Annotated in this window: 14 protein-coding genes, 1 rRNA gene and 1 other annotated feature; of the genes, 14 read left to right on the top strand and 1 reads right to left on the bottom strand. The window is 44.2% G+C overall.

The window, feature by feature from the left end:
• The first annotated feature begins 6 nt into the window (after positions 1 to 6).
• Positions 7 to 122, top strand: a 5S ribosomal RNA gene (gene rrf, locus CU635_RS05895).
• Positions 123 to 246: 124 nt separating this feature from the next.
• Here the strand turns inward: rrf and CU635_RS24060 are convergent.
• A complete protein-coding gene (locus CU635_RS24060; RefSeq protein ID WP_257985637.1) occupies positions 247 to 381 on the bottom strand; it encodes a hypothetical protein in 135 nt (44 codons plus the stop codon).
• Between the two features lie 371 nt (positions 382 to 752).
• On the opposite strand from CU635_RS24060, the gene CU635_RS05890 reads away from it, so the two are divergent.
• The 13 genes from CU635_RS05890 to rlmB all read left to right on the top strand — a co-directional run bounded on the left by CU635_RS05890 (position 753) and on the right by rlmB (position 14,633).
• Positions 753 to 1,214: a CtsR family transcriptional regulator gene (locus tag CU635_RS05890; RefSeq protein WP_101576253.1), complete on the top strand. Its 462-nt coding sequence runs from the start codon at positions 753 to 755 to the stop codon at positions 1,212 to 1,214.
• 24 nt (positions 1,215 to 1,238) lie between these two features.
• Complete coding sequence (mcsA, locus tag CU635_RS05885) at positions 1,239 to 1,787, top strand: protein-arginine kinase activator protein McsA (protein ID WP_101576252.1); 549 nt, start codon at positions 1,239 to 1,241, stop codon at positions 1,785 to 1,787.
• 20 nt (positions 1,788 to 1,807) lie between these two features.
• Positions 1,808 to 2,854 (top strand): protein-arginine kinase McsB, encoded by a 1,047-nt coding sequence (gene mcsB, locus CU635_RS05880; protein WP_373270840.1) that lies wholly within the window; start codon positions 1,808 to 1,810, stop codon positions 2,852 to 2,854.
• Positions 2,855 to 2,870: 16 nt separating this feature from the next.
• Positions 2,871 to 5,315, top strand: a complete 2,445-nt coding sequence (clpC, locus tag CU635_RS05875; protein WP_101576250.1) for an ATP-dependent protease ATP-binding subunit ClpC — start codon at positions 2,871 to 2,873, stop codon at positions 5,313 to 5,315.
• Between the two features lie 173 nt (positions 5,316 to 5,488).
• Positions 5,489 to 6,871, top strand: coding sequence for a DNA repair protein RadA (radA, locus tag CU635_RS05870; protein ID WP_101576249.1), 1,383 nt, complete (start codon positions 5,489 to 5,491; stop codon positions 6,869 to 6,871).
• 285 nt (positions 6,872 to 7,156) lie between these two features.
• Entirely contained in the window at positions 7,157 to 8,239 is a 1,083-nt protein-coding gene (locus CU635_RS05865) for a PIN/TRAM domain-containing protein (RefSeq protein ID WP_101576248.1), read from the top strand.
• An 18-nt stretch (positions 8,240 to 8,257) separates the two neighbouring features.
• Positions 8,258 to 8,962: a 2-C-methyl-D-erythritol 4-phosphate cytidylyltransferase gene (ispD, locus tag CU635_RS05860; protein ID WP_101576247.1), complete on the top strand. Its 705-nt coding sequence runs from the start codon at positions 8,258 to 8,260 to the stop codon at positions 8,960 to 8,962.
• A 2-nt stretch (positions 8,963 to 8,964) separates the two neighbouring features.
• Entirely contained in the window at positions 8,965 to 9,447 is a 483-nt protein-coding gene (ispF, locus tag CU635_RS05855; protein WP_101576246.1) for a 2-C-methyl-D-erythritol 2,4-cyclodiphosphate synthase, read from the top strand.
• A 71-nt stretch (positions 9,448 to 9,518) separates the two neighbouring features.
• Positions 9,519 to 10,976 carry a glutamate--tRNA ligase gene (gene gltX, locus CU635_RS05850; protein WP_101576245.1) on the top strand — a complete coding sequence of 486 codons (1,458 nt, stop codon included), beginning with the start codon at positions 9,519 to 9,521 and terminating at the stop codon, positions 10,974 to 10,976.
• Positions 10,977 to 11,018: 42 nt separating this feature from the next.
• Positions 11,019 to 11,354, top strand: a binding site (T-box leader).
• Positions 11,355 to 11,401: 47 nt separating this feature from the next.
• Positions 11,402 to 12,082, top strand: a complete 681-nt coding sequence (cysE, locus tag CU635_RS05845; protein ID WP_257985638.1) for a serine O-acetyltransferase — start codon at positions 11,402 to 11,404, stop codon at positions 12,080 to 12,082.
• Positions 12,063 to 13,460 carry a cysteine--tRNA ligase gene (gene cysS / locus CU635_RS05840; protein ID WP_101576243.1) on the top strand — a complete coding sequence of 466 codons (1,398 nt, stop codon included), beginning with the start codon at positions 12,063 to 12,065 and terminating at the stop codon, positions 13,458 to 13,460. Before cysE ends, cysS begins: the two co-directional genes overlap by 20 nt.
• Before the next feature lie 7 nt (positions 13,461 to 13,467).
• Positions 13,468 to 13,893: a Mini-ribonuclease 3 gene (locus CU635_RS05835; protein WP_101576242.1), complete on the top strand. Its 426-nt coding sequence runs from the start codon at positions 13,468 to 13,470 to the stop codon at positions 13,891 to 13,893.
• Positions 13,890 to 14,633, top strand: coding sequence for a 23S rRNA (guanosine(2251)-2'-O)-methyltransferase RlmB (gene rlmB / locus CU635_RS05830; protein WP_101576241.1), 744 nt, complete (start codon positions 13,890 to 13,892; stop codon positions 14,631 to 14,633). Before CU635_RS05835 ends, rlmB begins: the two co-directional genes overlap by 4 nt.
• The last annotated feature ends 3 nt before the right edge of the window (positions 14,634 to 14,636 follow it).

Here is a 14,636-nt window from a genome sequence, read left to right as displayed (position 1 = left end):
AAATAGTTTGGTGGCGATAGCGAGAAGGTCACACCCGTTCCCATCCCGAACACGGAAGTTAAGCTTCTCAGCGCCGATGGTAGTTGGGGGTTTCCCCCTGTGAGAGTAGGACGCCGCCAAGCGCATACAAAAGAACAGCCGATGATGGTTGTTCTTTTTTTGTTCGTTAGACACGGAGAAAAAACATCCGCCACACCGTCTTCGCTTAATTAATCACGATTATCGCTTAATTCCTGGATTTTCCGCTTAATTAAGCAGGATTCCGCTTAATTCCTCCGTACTTTCGCGTGAATCACCGGATTTTCCGCTTAATTCTTTTTTACCATCCAACAAATTATCAACATTTTCAATAAAAATTCGTGATTTTCTACGTTTATCCACCTCAAATACTTCATCTCTTTCACAACCAAGCTCATTTTGAAAATAATTTTGCTACATACTCTAAGTCAAGTAGACTTTTAGATCCGAAAATCAGCTAAAAGTCCCTCGGCCAATTCCGAATCAGTCAGCAGATCTGATGTCTCCACTCTCCCAAAACCCCGGTAACTAAAATCACGCAGTTATGTATGAAAATAGTTGATCCGGACTGGAGCTTTTATAATTGGCAAAAGGCTATTACATAGTTGCGCTGCAGGTTTGAGAAAGGGGATTTTGGAGAAAATATAAGGGAGTTCTCAGATCGTTTGCATTCAATTGAGGGTATCATGTATAATGAAAGTCAAATATAGTCAAAGTCAGATTGGGGGGCTATAATGAGGAATATCTCAGACATTATTGAGCACTATTTAAAGTCCGTTTTGGAACTGAGTGAGAAGGAAATTGTTGAGATTAAGAGAAGTGAAGTAGCCGATAAGTTCCAATGTGTACCGTCTCAGATTAATTACGTTATTAATACCCGGTTTACGGTTGAAAGAGGTTATATCGTTGAGAGTAAGCGCGGCGGGGGCGGTTATATTCGAATTATGAAGGTACAGACCAATGACTTTGCCCATCTAATAAATGATCTTTTGCTGTTAGTTCAGAACCGTGTATCTCAAAGTAGTGCCGAGGATGTAATTTATCGTCTAGCAAATGAAGGGGTTATTACACGAAGAGAAGCTAAAATTATGCTCAGTGTAATTGACCGCTCTGTACTATATATAGACCTTCCCCATCGTGATGAGCTTAGGGCAAGAATGCTGCAGGCGATGTTGACCTCATTAAAATATAAATAATAAGTTGAGCTGAGGGGTGAAATCATGATTTGCGAAGATTGTAATCAGAGGCCGGCAACAATGCATGTTACAAAAATAGTGAATGGCGAAAAGACAGAGGTCCATCTTTGTGAAAAATGTGCTCAGGAAAAAGGCGATATGTTTATGTTCAACAGTGGATCGGGGTTTTCGATCAACAACCTATTAGCCGGTCTTCTGAATGTTGAGCCGGCATTCCCGCAATCAACAAAACCGCAGTATGATCAGGATGACATTGTTCAGTGTGAAAACTGCAAGATGACCTTTCCACAGTTTGCAAAGGTGGGCAGGTTTGGCTGCGCAAATTGCTACGATACATTTAAAGAGCAGCTTAAACCAATTTTAAGGCGACTTCACAGTGGCAATTGGAGCCATAACGGCAAAATCCCAAAAAGAATTGGCGGCAGCATCCAAATGCGCCGACGGCTGGATTCTTTAAAACAGAGTCTTATCGAGCTAATTTCGAAGGAAGAATTCGAAAAAGCTGCGCAAGTCAGGGATGAAATTCGTTCAGTGGAAAAAAGCATGAACGAAGCCAATAAGGGAGGGGAGTAAGTGTGTCTCTTAACCGATTTATGAGCCAGGCTATAAGTTCGTGGATGAGCGCTGAAGGGCCCGATTCCGATATTGTATTAAGCTCCAGGGTCCGCCTTGCTCGAAACCTTAATGAATTTACCTTTTCAACACTTTATTCAAGCGAAGAAGCATCCAGGATATTAAAAACGATTGAAGAACGTGTTCTCACTGGCGGACCGGGCAGCCTTGGAAAATTAGAGCTGTTAAAGATGGAAGAGCTGCAGCCTTTACAAAAAAGGGTTCTGATTGAAAAGCATTTGATCAGTCCGCAGCTTGCCAAAGATTCAAGCTCAGGGGCATGTTTGCTCTCGGAAAATGAAGAAGTCAGCATCATGATTAATGAAGAAGACCATATTCGGATACAGTGCCTGTTTCCTGCTTTTCAGCTGGCAGAAGCACTTGATATGGCGAACAAGGTCGATGACTGGATGGAAGAGCAAGTTAACTACGCGTTTGATGAGAAGCTCGGGTATTTGACGAGCTGTCCCACTAATGTAGGGACAGGGCTACGCGCATCGGTGATGATGCATTTGCCCGCCCTTGTTTTAACTCAGCAAATAAATCGGATCATCCCGGCGATTAACCAGCTCGGATTGGTAGTAAGAGGTATTTATGGAGAAGGCAGCGAAGCGTTGGGAAATATTTTTCAAATCTCAAATCAAATGACACTTGGAAAATCGGAACAAGATATTGTTGAAGATTTAAAAAGTGTCGTCAGCCAGTTGATTTCACAGGAAAGATCGGCGCGGGAAGCATTAGCCAAAACGGCAAACATACAATTAGAAGACAGGGTTTTCCGTTCTTTGGGTACTCTCGCCAACAGCCGAATCATTGAAACAAAGGAAGCAGCTCGCTGTTTGTCAGATGTACGTCTCGGGATCGATATGGGCTTTATAAAAAATGTTTCGAAGACCATTTTAAATGAATTAATGATTTTAACGCAGCCAGGATTTTTACAGCAATATGCCGGCGGCCCTTTGCGACCGAATGAGCGTGATATCCGCCGTGCTACTTTAATACGGGAAAGATTGAAAATGGAAGAATAGACAGGAGGAAGAGCATATGATGTTTGGACGTTTTACCGAGAGAGCTCAGAAGGTGCTGGCGTTGGCTCAAGAAGAAGCGATCCGCCTAGGACATAACAATATTGGTACAGAACATATTCTTTTAGGCCTTGTACGTGAAGGTGAAGGGATTGCCGCTAAAGCTTTGTATGCTTTAGGTCTTGGTTCAGAAAAAATCCAAAAAGAAGTTGAAAATTTAATTGGCACTGGTAAAGAAGTGACACAGACGCCTAATTATACACCTAGAGCGAAGAAAGTAATTGAACTTTCAATGGATGAGGCACGAAAGCTCGGTCATTCATATGTTGGTACTGAACATATTCTTCTAGGGCTTATCCGTGAGGGAGAGGGCGTGGCAGCAAGAGTCTTAAACAATCTCGGCGTCAGCTTGAATAAAGCACGTCAGCAAGTGCTTCAATTATTAGGAAGCAATGAATCGGGAAGCCACCAGGGCGGTGCGTCTGCAAATGCCAACACTCCTACATTGGATAGTCTTGCGAGGGACTTGACTTCGATTGCGCGTGAAGGAAGCCTTGATCCGGTGATCGGAAGAAGCAAAGAAATTCAAAGAGTTATTGAGGTATTAAGCCGCCGTACAAAAAACAACCCGGTACTGATTGGTGAACCTGGTGTCGGTAAGACGGCAATTGCAGAGGGGCTAGCCCAGCAAATTGTCAATAATGAGGTGCCGGAAATTCTCCGCGATAAGCGTGTCATGACCCTTGATATGGGAACGGTCGTCGCCGGAACGAAATATCGCGGTGAATTCGAAGACCGCCTTAAAAAAGTAATGGATGAAATACGCCAGGCTGGCAATATCATTTTGTTTATTGATGAACTTCACACATTGATTGGAGCAGGGGGAGCTGAAGGCGCAATTGATGCTTCCAATATCTTGAAGCCGTCACTTGCCCGCGGTGAATTGCAATGTATTGGCGCGACAACTCTTGATGAATATCGAAAATATATTGAAAAAGACGCCGCGTTGGAACGGCGCTTCCAGCCAATTACGGTCGATGAGCCAACTGTTGAAGAATCCGTTCAAATTTTAAAAGGACTTCGAGATCGTTACGAAGCCCATCACCGTGTTTCGATCACGGATGAATCGATTGATGCGGCAGTTAAGCTGTCCGACCGCTATATCTCAGACCGTTTTTTACCGGATAAAGCGATCGATTTAATTGATGAAGCCGGTTCAAAAGTAAGACTTCGTTCCTATACAACTCCTCCGAATTTGAAAGAGCTTGAACTGAAATTGGAGGAAGTAAGAAAAGAAAAAGATGCAGCTGTTCAAAGCCAGGAGTTTGAAAAAGCAGCTTCATTAAGAGATACCGAGCAACGCCTGCGTGAAAAGCTCGAAGAAACGAAAAAGAACTGGAAGGAAAAGCAAGGTAAAGAAAACAGTGAGGTTACTGTCGAAGATATTGCGCACGTTGTTGCGAGCTGGACAGGTATCCCTGTTGCCAAGCTGGCCCAAACAGAAACAGATAAGCTGTTGAACCTTGAAGAAATTCTTCATTCACGAGTAATTGGGCAGGAGGAAGCTGTAAAGGCAGTTTCCAAAGCAGTTCGCCGTGCCCGTGCCGGCCTGAAAGATCCAAAGCGCCCAATTGGCTCATTCATCTTCCTTGGACCGACTGGTGTCGGTAAAACCGAGCTTGCCCGTGCTCTAGCGGAATCAATGTTCGGGGATGAGGATGCGATGATTCGGATCGACATGTCGGAATACATGGAGAAGCATTCGACATCACGCCTTGTCGGTTCACCGCCGGGATACGTTGGATATGATGAAGGCGGTCAGTTGACCGAAAAAGTCCGCAGAAAACCATATTCAGTCATCCTGCTCGATGAAATTGAGAAGGCTCACCCTGATGTATTTAATATCCTGCTTCAAGTATTGGAGGACGGACGCCTGACAGATTCGAAAGGGCGCACGGTCGATTTCCGCAATACCGTACTGATCATGACTTCTAACGTCGGAGCTGAAGCGCTGAGACGAAACAAATATGTCGGCTTTAATATTCAGGATGGAGAGCACGATTATAAAGATATGAAAGGCAAGGTAATGGAAGAGTTAAAGAAAGCCTTCCGACCTGAATTCCTCAATCGTATCGATGAAATTATCGTCTTCCATGCTCTTGAGAAGCCACACTTGAAAGAAATTGTCTCATTAATGTCCGATCAATTAACAAACCGCTTGAAGGAGCAGGACATTAATTTAGAGCTGACAGATGCAGCAAAAGAGAAAATTTCTGAAGAAGGATACGACCCTGAATACGGAGCACGTCCGTTGCGACGCGCTATTCAGAAGCATATTGAAGACCGTTTGTCTGAAGAACTGCTAAAAGGCAAGGTCTTAACCGGCCATCATGTCATTATTGATGTGGAGGACGGCGAGTTTGTCGTCAAAGCGGCTGAAGAAAGCGGGAAAGTTAAACTGTAGGGAAAAGCATTTGTTTTTAAACTAAACATCGTGAGGTACGCGTAAATAAGCACCATTTACGTGTACCTCTTTTTTTGTTTCCTGAGATGCTTCGAGATTTTCGAAAAAGAGGACAAGATACCTTATAATAAAGTGAAAGACATCGTTACGCCCCATTGGAGAGGAAGAAATTGATGGCAAAGAAAAAAACAAAGTTTATATGTCAAGAATGCGGGTATGAATCCGCGAAATGGATGGGAAAATGCCCGGCATGTGGAACATGGAATAAGATGGTTGAAGAAATTGAACCGGCCAGTACAGGAAGGCGTGGAGCATTTGCCCATTCACAGGGAGCATCGGCTGCCGTGGCTAAAGCAACCCCGATTACTGCGATTGAAACAACAAGCGAACCGAGAATTACGACAGACATGCAAGAACTGAACAGGGTGCTTGGCGGAGGAGTGGTTAGAGGGTCATTAGTACTGATCGGCGGGGATCCGGGGATAGGCAAATCGACATTGCTGCTGCAAGTGTCGGCGCAGCTTGCAAAAAAAGAGCATTCGGTTCTCTATATATCAGGTGAAGAGTCCATGAGGCAAACGAAATTGAGAGCGGATCGCCTTGGAGTAACCTCTGAAAACCTGAACGTTTATGCAGAAACAAATTTGGAGGAAATCAGCCGAACGATTGAAGGGATGTCGCCGGGCTTTGTGATCGTTGATTCGATTCAAACGATCTATCATCCCGAGATAACTTCGGCTCCGGGAAGCGTTTCACAGGTTCGGGAATGTACAGCAGAATTAATGAGAATTGCTAAAACAAAAGGGATTGCGATTTTTATCGTAGGACACGTTACGAAGGAAGGTTCAATCGCTGGCCCCCGTCTTCTCGAGCATATGGTCGACACCGTTCTATATTTTGAAGGTGAACGGCACCATACATATCGAATCTTGCGTGCCGTGAAAAATAGATTTGGCTCGACAAATGAAATGGGTATTTTTGAAATGAAGGAATTTGGGCTTGAAGAAGTGGAAAATCCTTCGGAGATTTTTCTCGAGGAACGGTCGCAGGGGGCATCAGGGTCAACTGTCGTCGCTTCTATGGAGGGGACTCGCCCTGTATTGGTTGAAATACAAGCGTTAATTTCACCGACCAGCTTTGGAAATCCAAGAAGGATGGCGACCGGAATTGACCATAACCGGGTATCGCTGTTGATGGCGGTGTTGGAAAAGAGAGTTGGGATGCTTTTACAAAACCAGGACGCCTATTTAAAAGTGGCCGGCGGTGTCAAATTAGATGAACCTGCCATTGATTTGGCAGTTGCAGTCAGCATCGCTTCAAGCTTTCGCGACAAACCGACCCGAGCTTCAGATTGTATTATTGGCGAAGTTGGATTGACCGGCGAAGTAAGGCGTGTCTCAAGAATCGAGCAGAGAGTCCAGGAAGCAGCGAAGCTTGGGTTTGAGAGAGTCATTCTGCCTGAAAATAATTTGGGAGGCTGGACAGAGCCGTCGGGCATTCAGCTTGTAGGAGTTTCTTCCGTCAGCCAGGCCCTTCAGGCCGTGCTTGGGGGATAAGGAGATCTTCGCCCGTACAGTAAAATTCACTGGGATTTAAAAAATTAGATTGAAATGACAAAAGTCCTATGATAAAATAAAAACCTTTATTATTTGACACTTCATTTTTGCGATGCTACCCTTAAAGATGGAATATTGTCCTTTAGCCATAAGGATTATCTTTTTTATTCACTTGAGAAAGTTATTTTAAGATAACAAGATTGACCATAAAAAAATGAAATTAATCTGCAATACTACGTTTCAATTTATAGAATTTGTTTATAATGGTTAGAAGGAGGTGAAGGAATGTTAAAACGTATCATTCAAGCGTGCTTCCTTATTATCGGCGGAACGCTTGGCATATTTTTAATACCTGATTTATTAACATTGGTGAGTGCAGACAACATTCTATTTTTAAATAATGGGTATGTGGCTGCCATTCTAGGTGCACTTATATTTTATTTTATTAGTTTCTGGGCCATTGATTATGTTGTCAACTTTGTCAGATGGTTCGAAGACTCCTTGGTGAAGGCGCCGATTACAGATATCATTTTTGGAAGTGTGGGGCTGGCATTCGGCCTTGTTCTTGCATTCCTGATTGGGTTTGCGCTCAATGCGATTCAAGTGCCTGTGTTGAATACGGTAGCGCCCACTGTACTAACGCTTTTATTTGGCTACCTCGGTTTCCAGGTCGGTTTTAAAAAGAGAGACGAGCTTTTAAACCTGTTTGCGAACCGAAAAAAGAAGCCTGTTGATGAAGAACAGGATCCGCATGCCAATAATTCTTTAAAGATTCTTGATACGAGTGTAATCATTGATGGAAGAGTAGCGGATATATGCCAGACTGGCTTTCTGGAAGGCACTATTGTCATTCCGCAATTTGTTCTTGAGGAGCTGCAGCATATCGCTGATTCATCGGATGCTTTGAAACGAAATCGCGGCCGCCGCGGACTTGATATCCTGAATCGCATCCAGAAAGAACTGGCCATGAAAGTCGAGATTTACGAAGGCGATTTTGAAGAGATCCAGGAGGTTGACAGCAAGCTTGTTAAATTAGCAAAAATAACAAGCGGCGTCGTTGTTACAAATGACTTCAATTTAAATAAAGTGTGCGAACTTCAGAATGTTTCTGTTTTAAATATTAATGATCTAGCTAATGCCGTTAAACCGGTCGTTCTTCCGGGCGAAGAGCTCAATGTACAGGTTATTAAAGATGGCAAAGAATATAATCAGGGTGTTGCCTATCTTGATGATGGCACGATGATTGTGGTGGAAGACGGCCGCGATTTTATCGGCAAACGAATTGATGTTGTAGTTACGAGTGTCCTGCAAACATCAGCCGGACGCATGATCTTTGCAAAACCGAAGCTATTGGAAAAAGCTTTATAGTGAGATAGGGGTTAGTCTATGGCTTACCAGGTTATTATTCCTGCAGCCGGTCAGGGGAAAAGAATGGGAGCCGGCAAGAACAAGCTTCTCGTTCATCTTCACGAAATTCCGGTTTTCATTCATACGTTAAGAGTGTTCGAGGCAGATCACGCGTGCAGTGAAATCGTTTTAGCTGTTAATCCTCAAGAAGAACCGGAAATAAAGAGATTGTTAAAGGACTACGGCATTCAAAAAGTACATTCACTTGTTGCGGGCGGAACAGAGCGGCAGCATAGTGTGTATAACGCCATCAAAACGCTGAAAAACGATGGTATCGTTCTCGTTCATGATGCCGCTAGGCCTTTTATTGATATACCGATTATTCATCAACTGGCCGAGGTGGCGGAACGAGACGGGGCGGCGATTGTTGCTGTTCCGGTAAAGGATACGATTAAAAAGGTTCAAGCGCGTAAAGTGGTTACAACGATTGAGCGTTCAAGCTTGTGGGCAATTCAAACCCCACAGGCTTTTCGCGTTTCGCTTTTGCTTAAGGCGCATAAGGACGCGGCGGAAAGCGGGTTTATCGGCACCGATGATGCAAGCCTCATCGAGCGGATCGGCGTTCCCGTAACTGTCGTCGAAGGCAGTTATGACAATATTAAGCTTACAACACCGGAGGACCTTTTTTTCGCCGAAGCTATTATGAAAAAAAGGAACTCCGCGATTAAAAACAAAGGGGAATGAGAATGTTTCGGATTGGACAGGGCTTTGATGTTCATCAATTAATAGAGGGCCGTCCGCTTATTATTGGCGGCATTGAAATTCCATTTGAAAAAGGCCTGTTAGGGCACTCGGATGCAGATGTTCTTTTACATACGATTGCTGACGCATGCTTAGGTGCGATCGGGGAAGGCGATATAGGCAAACACTTTCCAGATACCGATCCCACTTTTAAAGATGCTGATTCCGCGGAACTGCTGGAGCATGTCTGGAAAATCGTGTCGGAACGGGGCTATGAGCTCGTCAATGCCGATTGTACCGTTATTGCCGAGCAGCCGAAGATGGCTCCTTATATTGATAAGATGCGGGACCGTATTGCCGGTCTTCTCGGTACATCCACGCAGTATATCAATGTAAAGGCAACCACGACAGAGAAACTCGGATTCCCCGGACGCGGCGAAGGCATCGCGGCCCAGGCGGTAGTTCTTTTAAAAGAAAAAAATGCATAACGCAGCTTTATTACAATAAAGCACAATGATACAATGAAGCAAGCAAAGCTCGTTAACAAGGAGGAAGTACTATGTCGAAGGAAGTCCGTGTCCGCTATGCTCCGAGTCCGACTGGACATTTACATATTGGAAATGCTCGTACAGCATTATTTAATTATTTATTCGCCCGGAATCAAGGCGGCAAATTTATTGTCCGTATTGAAGATACCGATAAAAAGCGCAATATTGAAGGCGGAGAAGAAAGCCAGTTAAAATATTTAAATTGGCTTGGCATCGATTGGGATGAGAGCGTTGATAATGGTGGAGATTATGGCCCTTATCGGCAATCCGAACGAAATGCGATCTATGAAAAATACAATGAAGAGCTGTTGGGAAAAGGCTTGGCTTATAAATGCTATTGTACGGAAGAAGAATTGGAAGCCGAACGTGAAGCTCAGGTTGCGAAAGGGGAAACTCCCCAGTATTCGGGGAAATGCCGCCATCTGAGTGCAGCTGACCGCGAACAGCTCGAAGCGGAAGGCCGAAAACCAAGCATCCGTTTCCTTGTTCCTGATGGCAAAGTATACTCTTTTGATGATATGGTGAAAGGGAATGTTTCCTTTGAATCAGATGGGATTGGCGATTTTGTTATTGTGAAGAAGGATGGTATGCCAACTTATAATTATGCGGTTGCTGTTGATGACCATTTGATGAAAATATCGCATGTTTTACGGGGCGATGATCATATTTCTAATACGCCGAAGCAGTTAATGATTTTTGAGGCGCTCGGCTGGGAAGCACCGGAATATGGTCATATGACGCTGATCGTTAATGAAAGCCGCAAAAAACTGAGCAAGCGTGATGAATCAATCATTCAGTTTATTGAGCAATATGAGGAATTAGGTTATCTACCTGAAGCCCTGTTTAATTTTATTGCGTTATTGGGCTGGTCTCCTCAGGGGGAAGAAGAAATTTTCTCCAAGGAAGAGCTTATTGAGATATTCGATCCAAACCGCCTGTCGAAATCGCCGGCTTTATTTGATAAACAAAAACTGACGTGGATGAACAATCAATATGTGAAAAAGCTTGAGCTGGACAGACTGGTTGACCTGGCTCTGCCGCATTTAATCAATGCCGGACGAGTCAGCGACAATTTGTCTGAAGAGGAGCGGATCTGGGTGCGGAATTTGATTGGGCTTTACCAGGAAAAAATGAGCTTCGGTGCTGAAATTGTTGAGCTGACGGATATGTTTTTTACCGATGAAGCAGACTATGACGAAGAAGCGAAGGCTGTATTGCAAGGTGACCAGGTTCCTGAAGTGATTAAAGCTTTTTCAGCGGAGATTGATGACCTGGTTGAGTTTACAGCGGATCATATCAAAGCGGCCATGAAAAATGTACAAAAAACAACAGGACAAAAAGGCAAAGATCTTTTCATGCCGATTCGGGCTGCTGCGACAGGACAAACACACGGACCAGACCTGCCGAAAGCCATTGAATTGTTAGGAAAAGAAAAAATTCTGAAGCGTTTACGAAATATTATTAGTTAACATATCCGGCCAAATGTAATATAGTAAGAGTAATTCTATAATATGAAAATGTTGAAGAGGAAAAGTAGAAAAATGATGCTTGCCAGAGAGGACCATCGTCGGCTGAAAGTGGTTCAAGCCGCTTATTTTTTGAAATGCACCTCTGAGTCCCTTGTCGAAACTAAACCTGTAGACTCGGGCGGACTCCTTCCGTTAACAGGATAAAAGTTGAAGCCTAATATAGTGAGCAACAGCACCCAGGCTCCCAAAGCGTAAGACCTTTCGTGCGATAATGTGAACTGCCGAAAGCATCTGACCTTTGGTTGATTGGGAAGAGTGTACCCTCGCTTTTCTTTATGGCTTAAACAGAGTGGAACCGCGCGGATAAGCGTCTCTGTCTATGTACAGAGGCGCTTTTTTTATGGAAATAAAACAGGAGAGTATACGTGGAGGGAAGAACCATGTTTAAAATAATGAAAGAAGATATAGAGGTTGTTTTCGAACAGGACCCGGCGGCAAGAACTTATTTAGAAGTTATTCTTACTTATTCCGGGCTGCACGCCATCTGGTCTCATCGTTTTGCGCACAGTTTTTATAAGCGGAAGCTCTTCTTTATAGCGAGGGTCATTTCACAGATCAGCCGCTTTTTTACCGGTATTGAAATTCATCCCGGTGCGAAGATTGGGAAGCGCTTCTTTATTGACCACGGCATGGGGGTTGTCATTGGTGAAACCTGTGAAATTGGCGATAACGTCACGGTGTTTCAAGGAGTTACCCTGGGGGGAACCGGCAAAGAAAAAGGAAAGCGGCATCCGACGGTAAAAGACAATGCCTTGATTGCAACGGGGGCCAAAGTCCTCGGATCGATCACGATTGGTGAAAATTCCAAAGTCGGAGCGGGTGCTGTCGTCCTTCAGGATGTGCCCCCGAATTCTACGGTTGTTGGAATTAAAGGGAGAATAGTCGTTAAAGATGGAATTAGGGTGAAGGATTTTAACCACACCGATTTACCTGATCCGATTGCAGATCGGCTCAAGGAACTGGAAGCAGAAATAAATAAATTAAAACGTGAATTAACTGAGTTGAGGAACGAAAGGAGTAACATGAATGCCAATTCAAATTTTTAATACGATGACGAGGAAAAAAGAAGAGTTTGTCCCGCTCGAAGAAGGAAAAGTAAAGATGTACGTGTGCGGGCCAACTGTTTATAATTACATCCATATCGGCAATGCCCGTCCAGCGATCGTATTTGATACAGTTCGGCGTTACCTTGAGTTCCGCGACTATAAAGTTCAATTTGTTTCTAATTTTACGGATGTGGATGACAAATTAATTCGCGTCGCAAAGGAGCTTGGTGAAGAAGTTCCTGCGATTGCTGACCGCTTTATTAATGCATATTTTGAAGATGTTTCTGCGCTTGGCTGCAAAAGGGCTGATATCCATCCTCGCGTAACCGAAAGCATGGAGATTATTCTTGAGTTTATCGGCGCGCTAATTGAAAAAGGCTATGCTTACGAATCAAACGGCGATGTTTATTATCGGACGAGAAAGTTTGCAGAATACGGAAAGCTCTCCCATCAATCGATCGATGAGCTTCGGGTTGGGGCCAGGATCGAGCCCGGTGAGAAAAAGCAGGATTCGTTGGACTTTGCCCTTTGGAAAAAAGCGAAAGAAGGCGAAATTGCATGGGAAAGTCCATGGGGAAAGGGGCGCCCAGGCTGGCATATTGAGTGCTCTGCGATGGTAAAAAAATATTTGGGCGATACTATTGATATTCATGCAGGCGGACAGGATTTGGCGTTTCCGCATCATGAAAATGAAATAGCCCAGTCTGAAGCGCTGACCGGAAAAACCTTTGCCCGCTACTGGATGCACAACGGGTATATTAATATTGATAATGAGAAAATGTCGAAGTCGCTTGGGAATTTTGTACTCGTAAACGATATTATTAAGGTTCATGATCCGCAGGTTCTCAGGTTTTTCATGCTGTCTGTCCATTACCGCCATCCGGTTAACTACAGTCACGAATTGCTCGAAAACACAAAATCAGGCCTCGAGCGAATTAAAACCTCTTACCAGAACCTCGTGCACCGAAAGGAAGCAAGCTCGGAATTAACCGACCAAAACGCGGAGTGGCTTGGCAGGATTAACGGGCTTCATCATGAATTCGTTGCCGCTATGGATGACGATTTCAATACGGCAAATGGGATATCGGTTTTATTTGAGCTTTCTAAGCTGGCAAATTATTATATGCTTGAAAAAAATACATCTAAAGAGGTTATCGATGCTTTTATGTCTGAATTTGGGCTCCTTTTTGATATTCTCGGGTTATCTCTTCAGACACAAGAGCTTCTCGATGATGAGGTTGAAGCGTTGATCGAAAAGAGGAATCAAGCCCGTAAGGATCGGGACTTCCAGCTCTCAGATCAAATCAGGGATCAGCTGAAGGACATGAACATCATTCTCGAAGATACTCCGCAAGGCACGCGCTGGAAAAGAGGCTGAACTCTATATGCTTCGTTACGAAAATAAAATCGATGAAAAACAGCTAAACAGTCTTGCTCTTGCCTATCTGGGCGACGGGGTTTTTGAGTTATATGTCAGGCGCCACCTGCTTCAGGGCGGGAAAGTGAGGCCGCATTTTTTGCATAAGGAAGCAACCATGTATGTCTCAGCCAAAGCCCAGGCCCGGGTCATTCATCATTTTCTTGAGAATAGTTTTTTAAGCCAGGAAGAGATTGCGGTGGTTAAAAGGGGACGAAACGCGAAGTCAGGTACGGTTCCGAAAAACACAGATGTGCAAACTTATCGGTACAGTACGGCATTTGAGGCGCTGGTCGGCTATTTATATTTATCCGGAGAAGAAGAAAGGCTTGAGGAAATCATCTCTGCCTGCTTCGCTCTGATTGAAAACGAGAAAGGAGGAACAACATCATGACAGAAGAATATATTATCGGCAAAAATCCGGTTATCGAAGCGCTTAAATCACAGCGGGATATTAAGAAAATTTTCATTGCTGAAGGATCGCAAAAAGGTTCAATGCAGCAAATTATCGGAATGGCTAAAGAATCGAAAGTATTGGTGCAACTTGTCCCCAGGAAAAAGCTCGACCAGATGGCGGAAGGAAACCACCAGGGTGTCGTCGCTGCTGTTGCGGCCTATCAATACGCTGAATTGGATGATTTATTTGCCGCAGCTGAGAATAAAAATGAACCTCCTTTCTTTTTGCTGCTTGATGAAATTGAAGACCCGCATAATTTAGGGTCGATTATGCGAACGGCTGATGCAGTCGGCGCTCATGGTATCATTATTCCAAAAAGGAGGGCGGTCGGTTTAACTGCAACGGTTGCGAAATCATCAACGGGAGCTATCGAGTATGTTCCAGTCGTCCGCGTCACCAATATGGCGCAAACAATTGATGAACTAAAGGAGCGGGGTGTCTGGATCGCCGGCACCGATGCAAAAGGCAGGGAAGATTATCGCGCTTTTGATGCGACAATGCCGCTTGGACTTGTGATTGGCAGTGAGGGAAAAGGAATTGGACGGCTCATTCGGGAGAAATGTGACTTTCTCATCCATTTGCCAATGGCAGGACATGTAACCTCATTAAATGCATCCGTGGCAGCTGCCCTTCTAATGTATGAGGTATACCGCAGGCGGCATCCTCTAGAGGGCTAAGAT

It is taken from the genome of Bacillus canaveralius (assembly GCF_002860125.1).
Lineage (GTDB): Bacteria > Bacillota > Bacilli > Bacillales > Cytobacillaceae > Bacillus_BJ > Bacillus_BJ canaveralius.
This window is presented reverse-complemented; position numbering and strand designations above follow the sequence as displayed.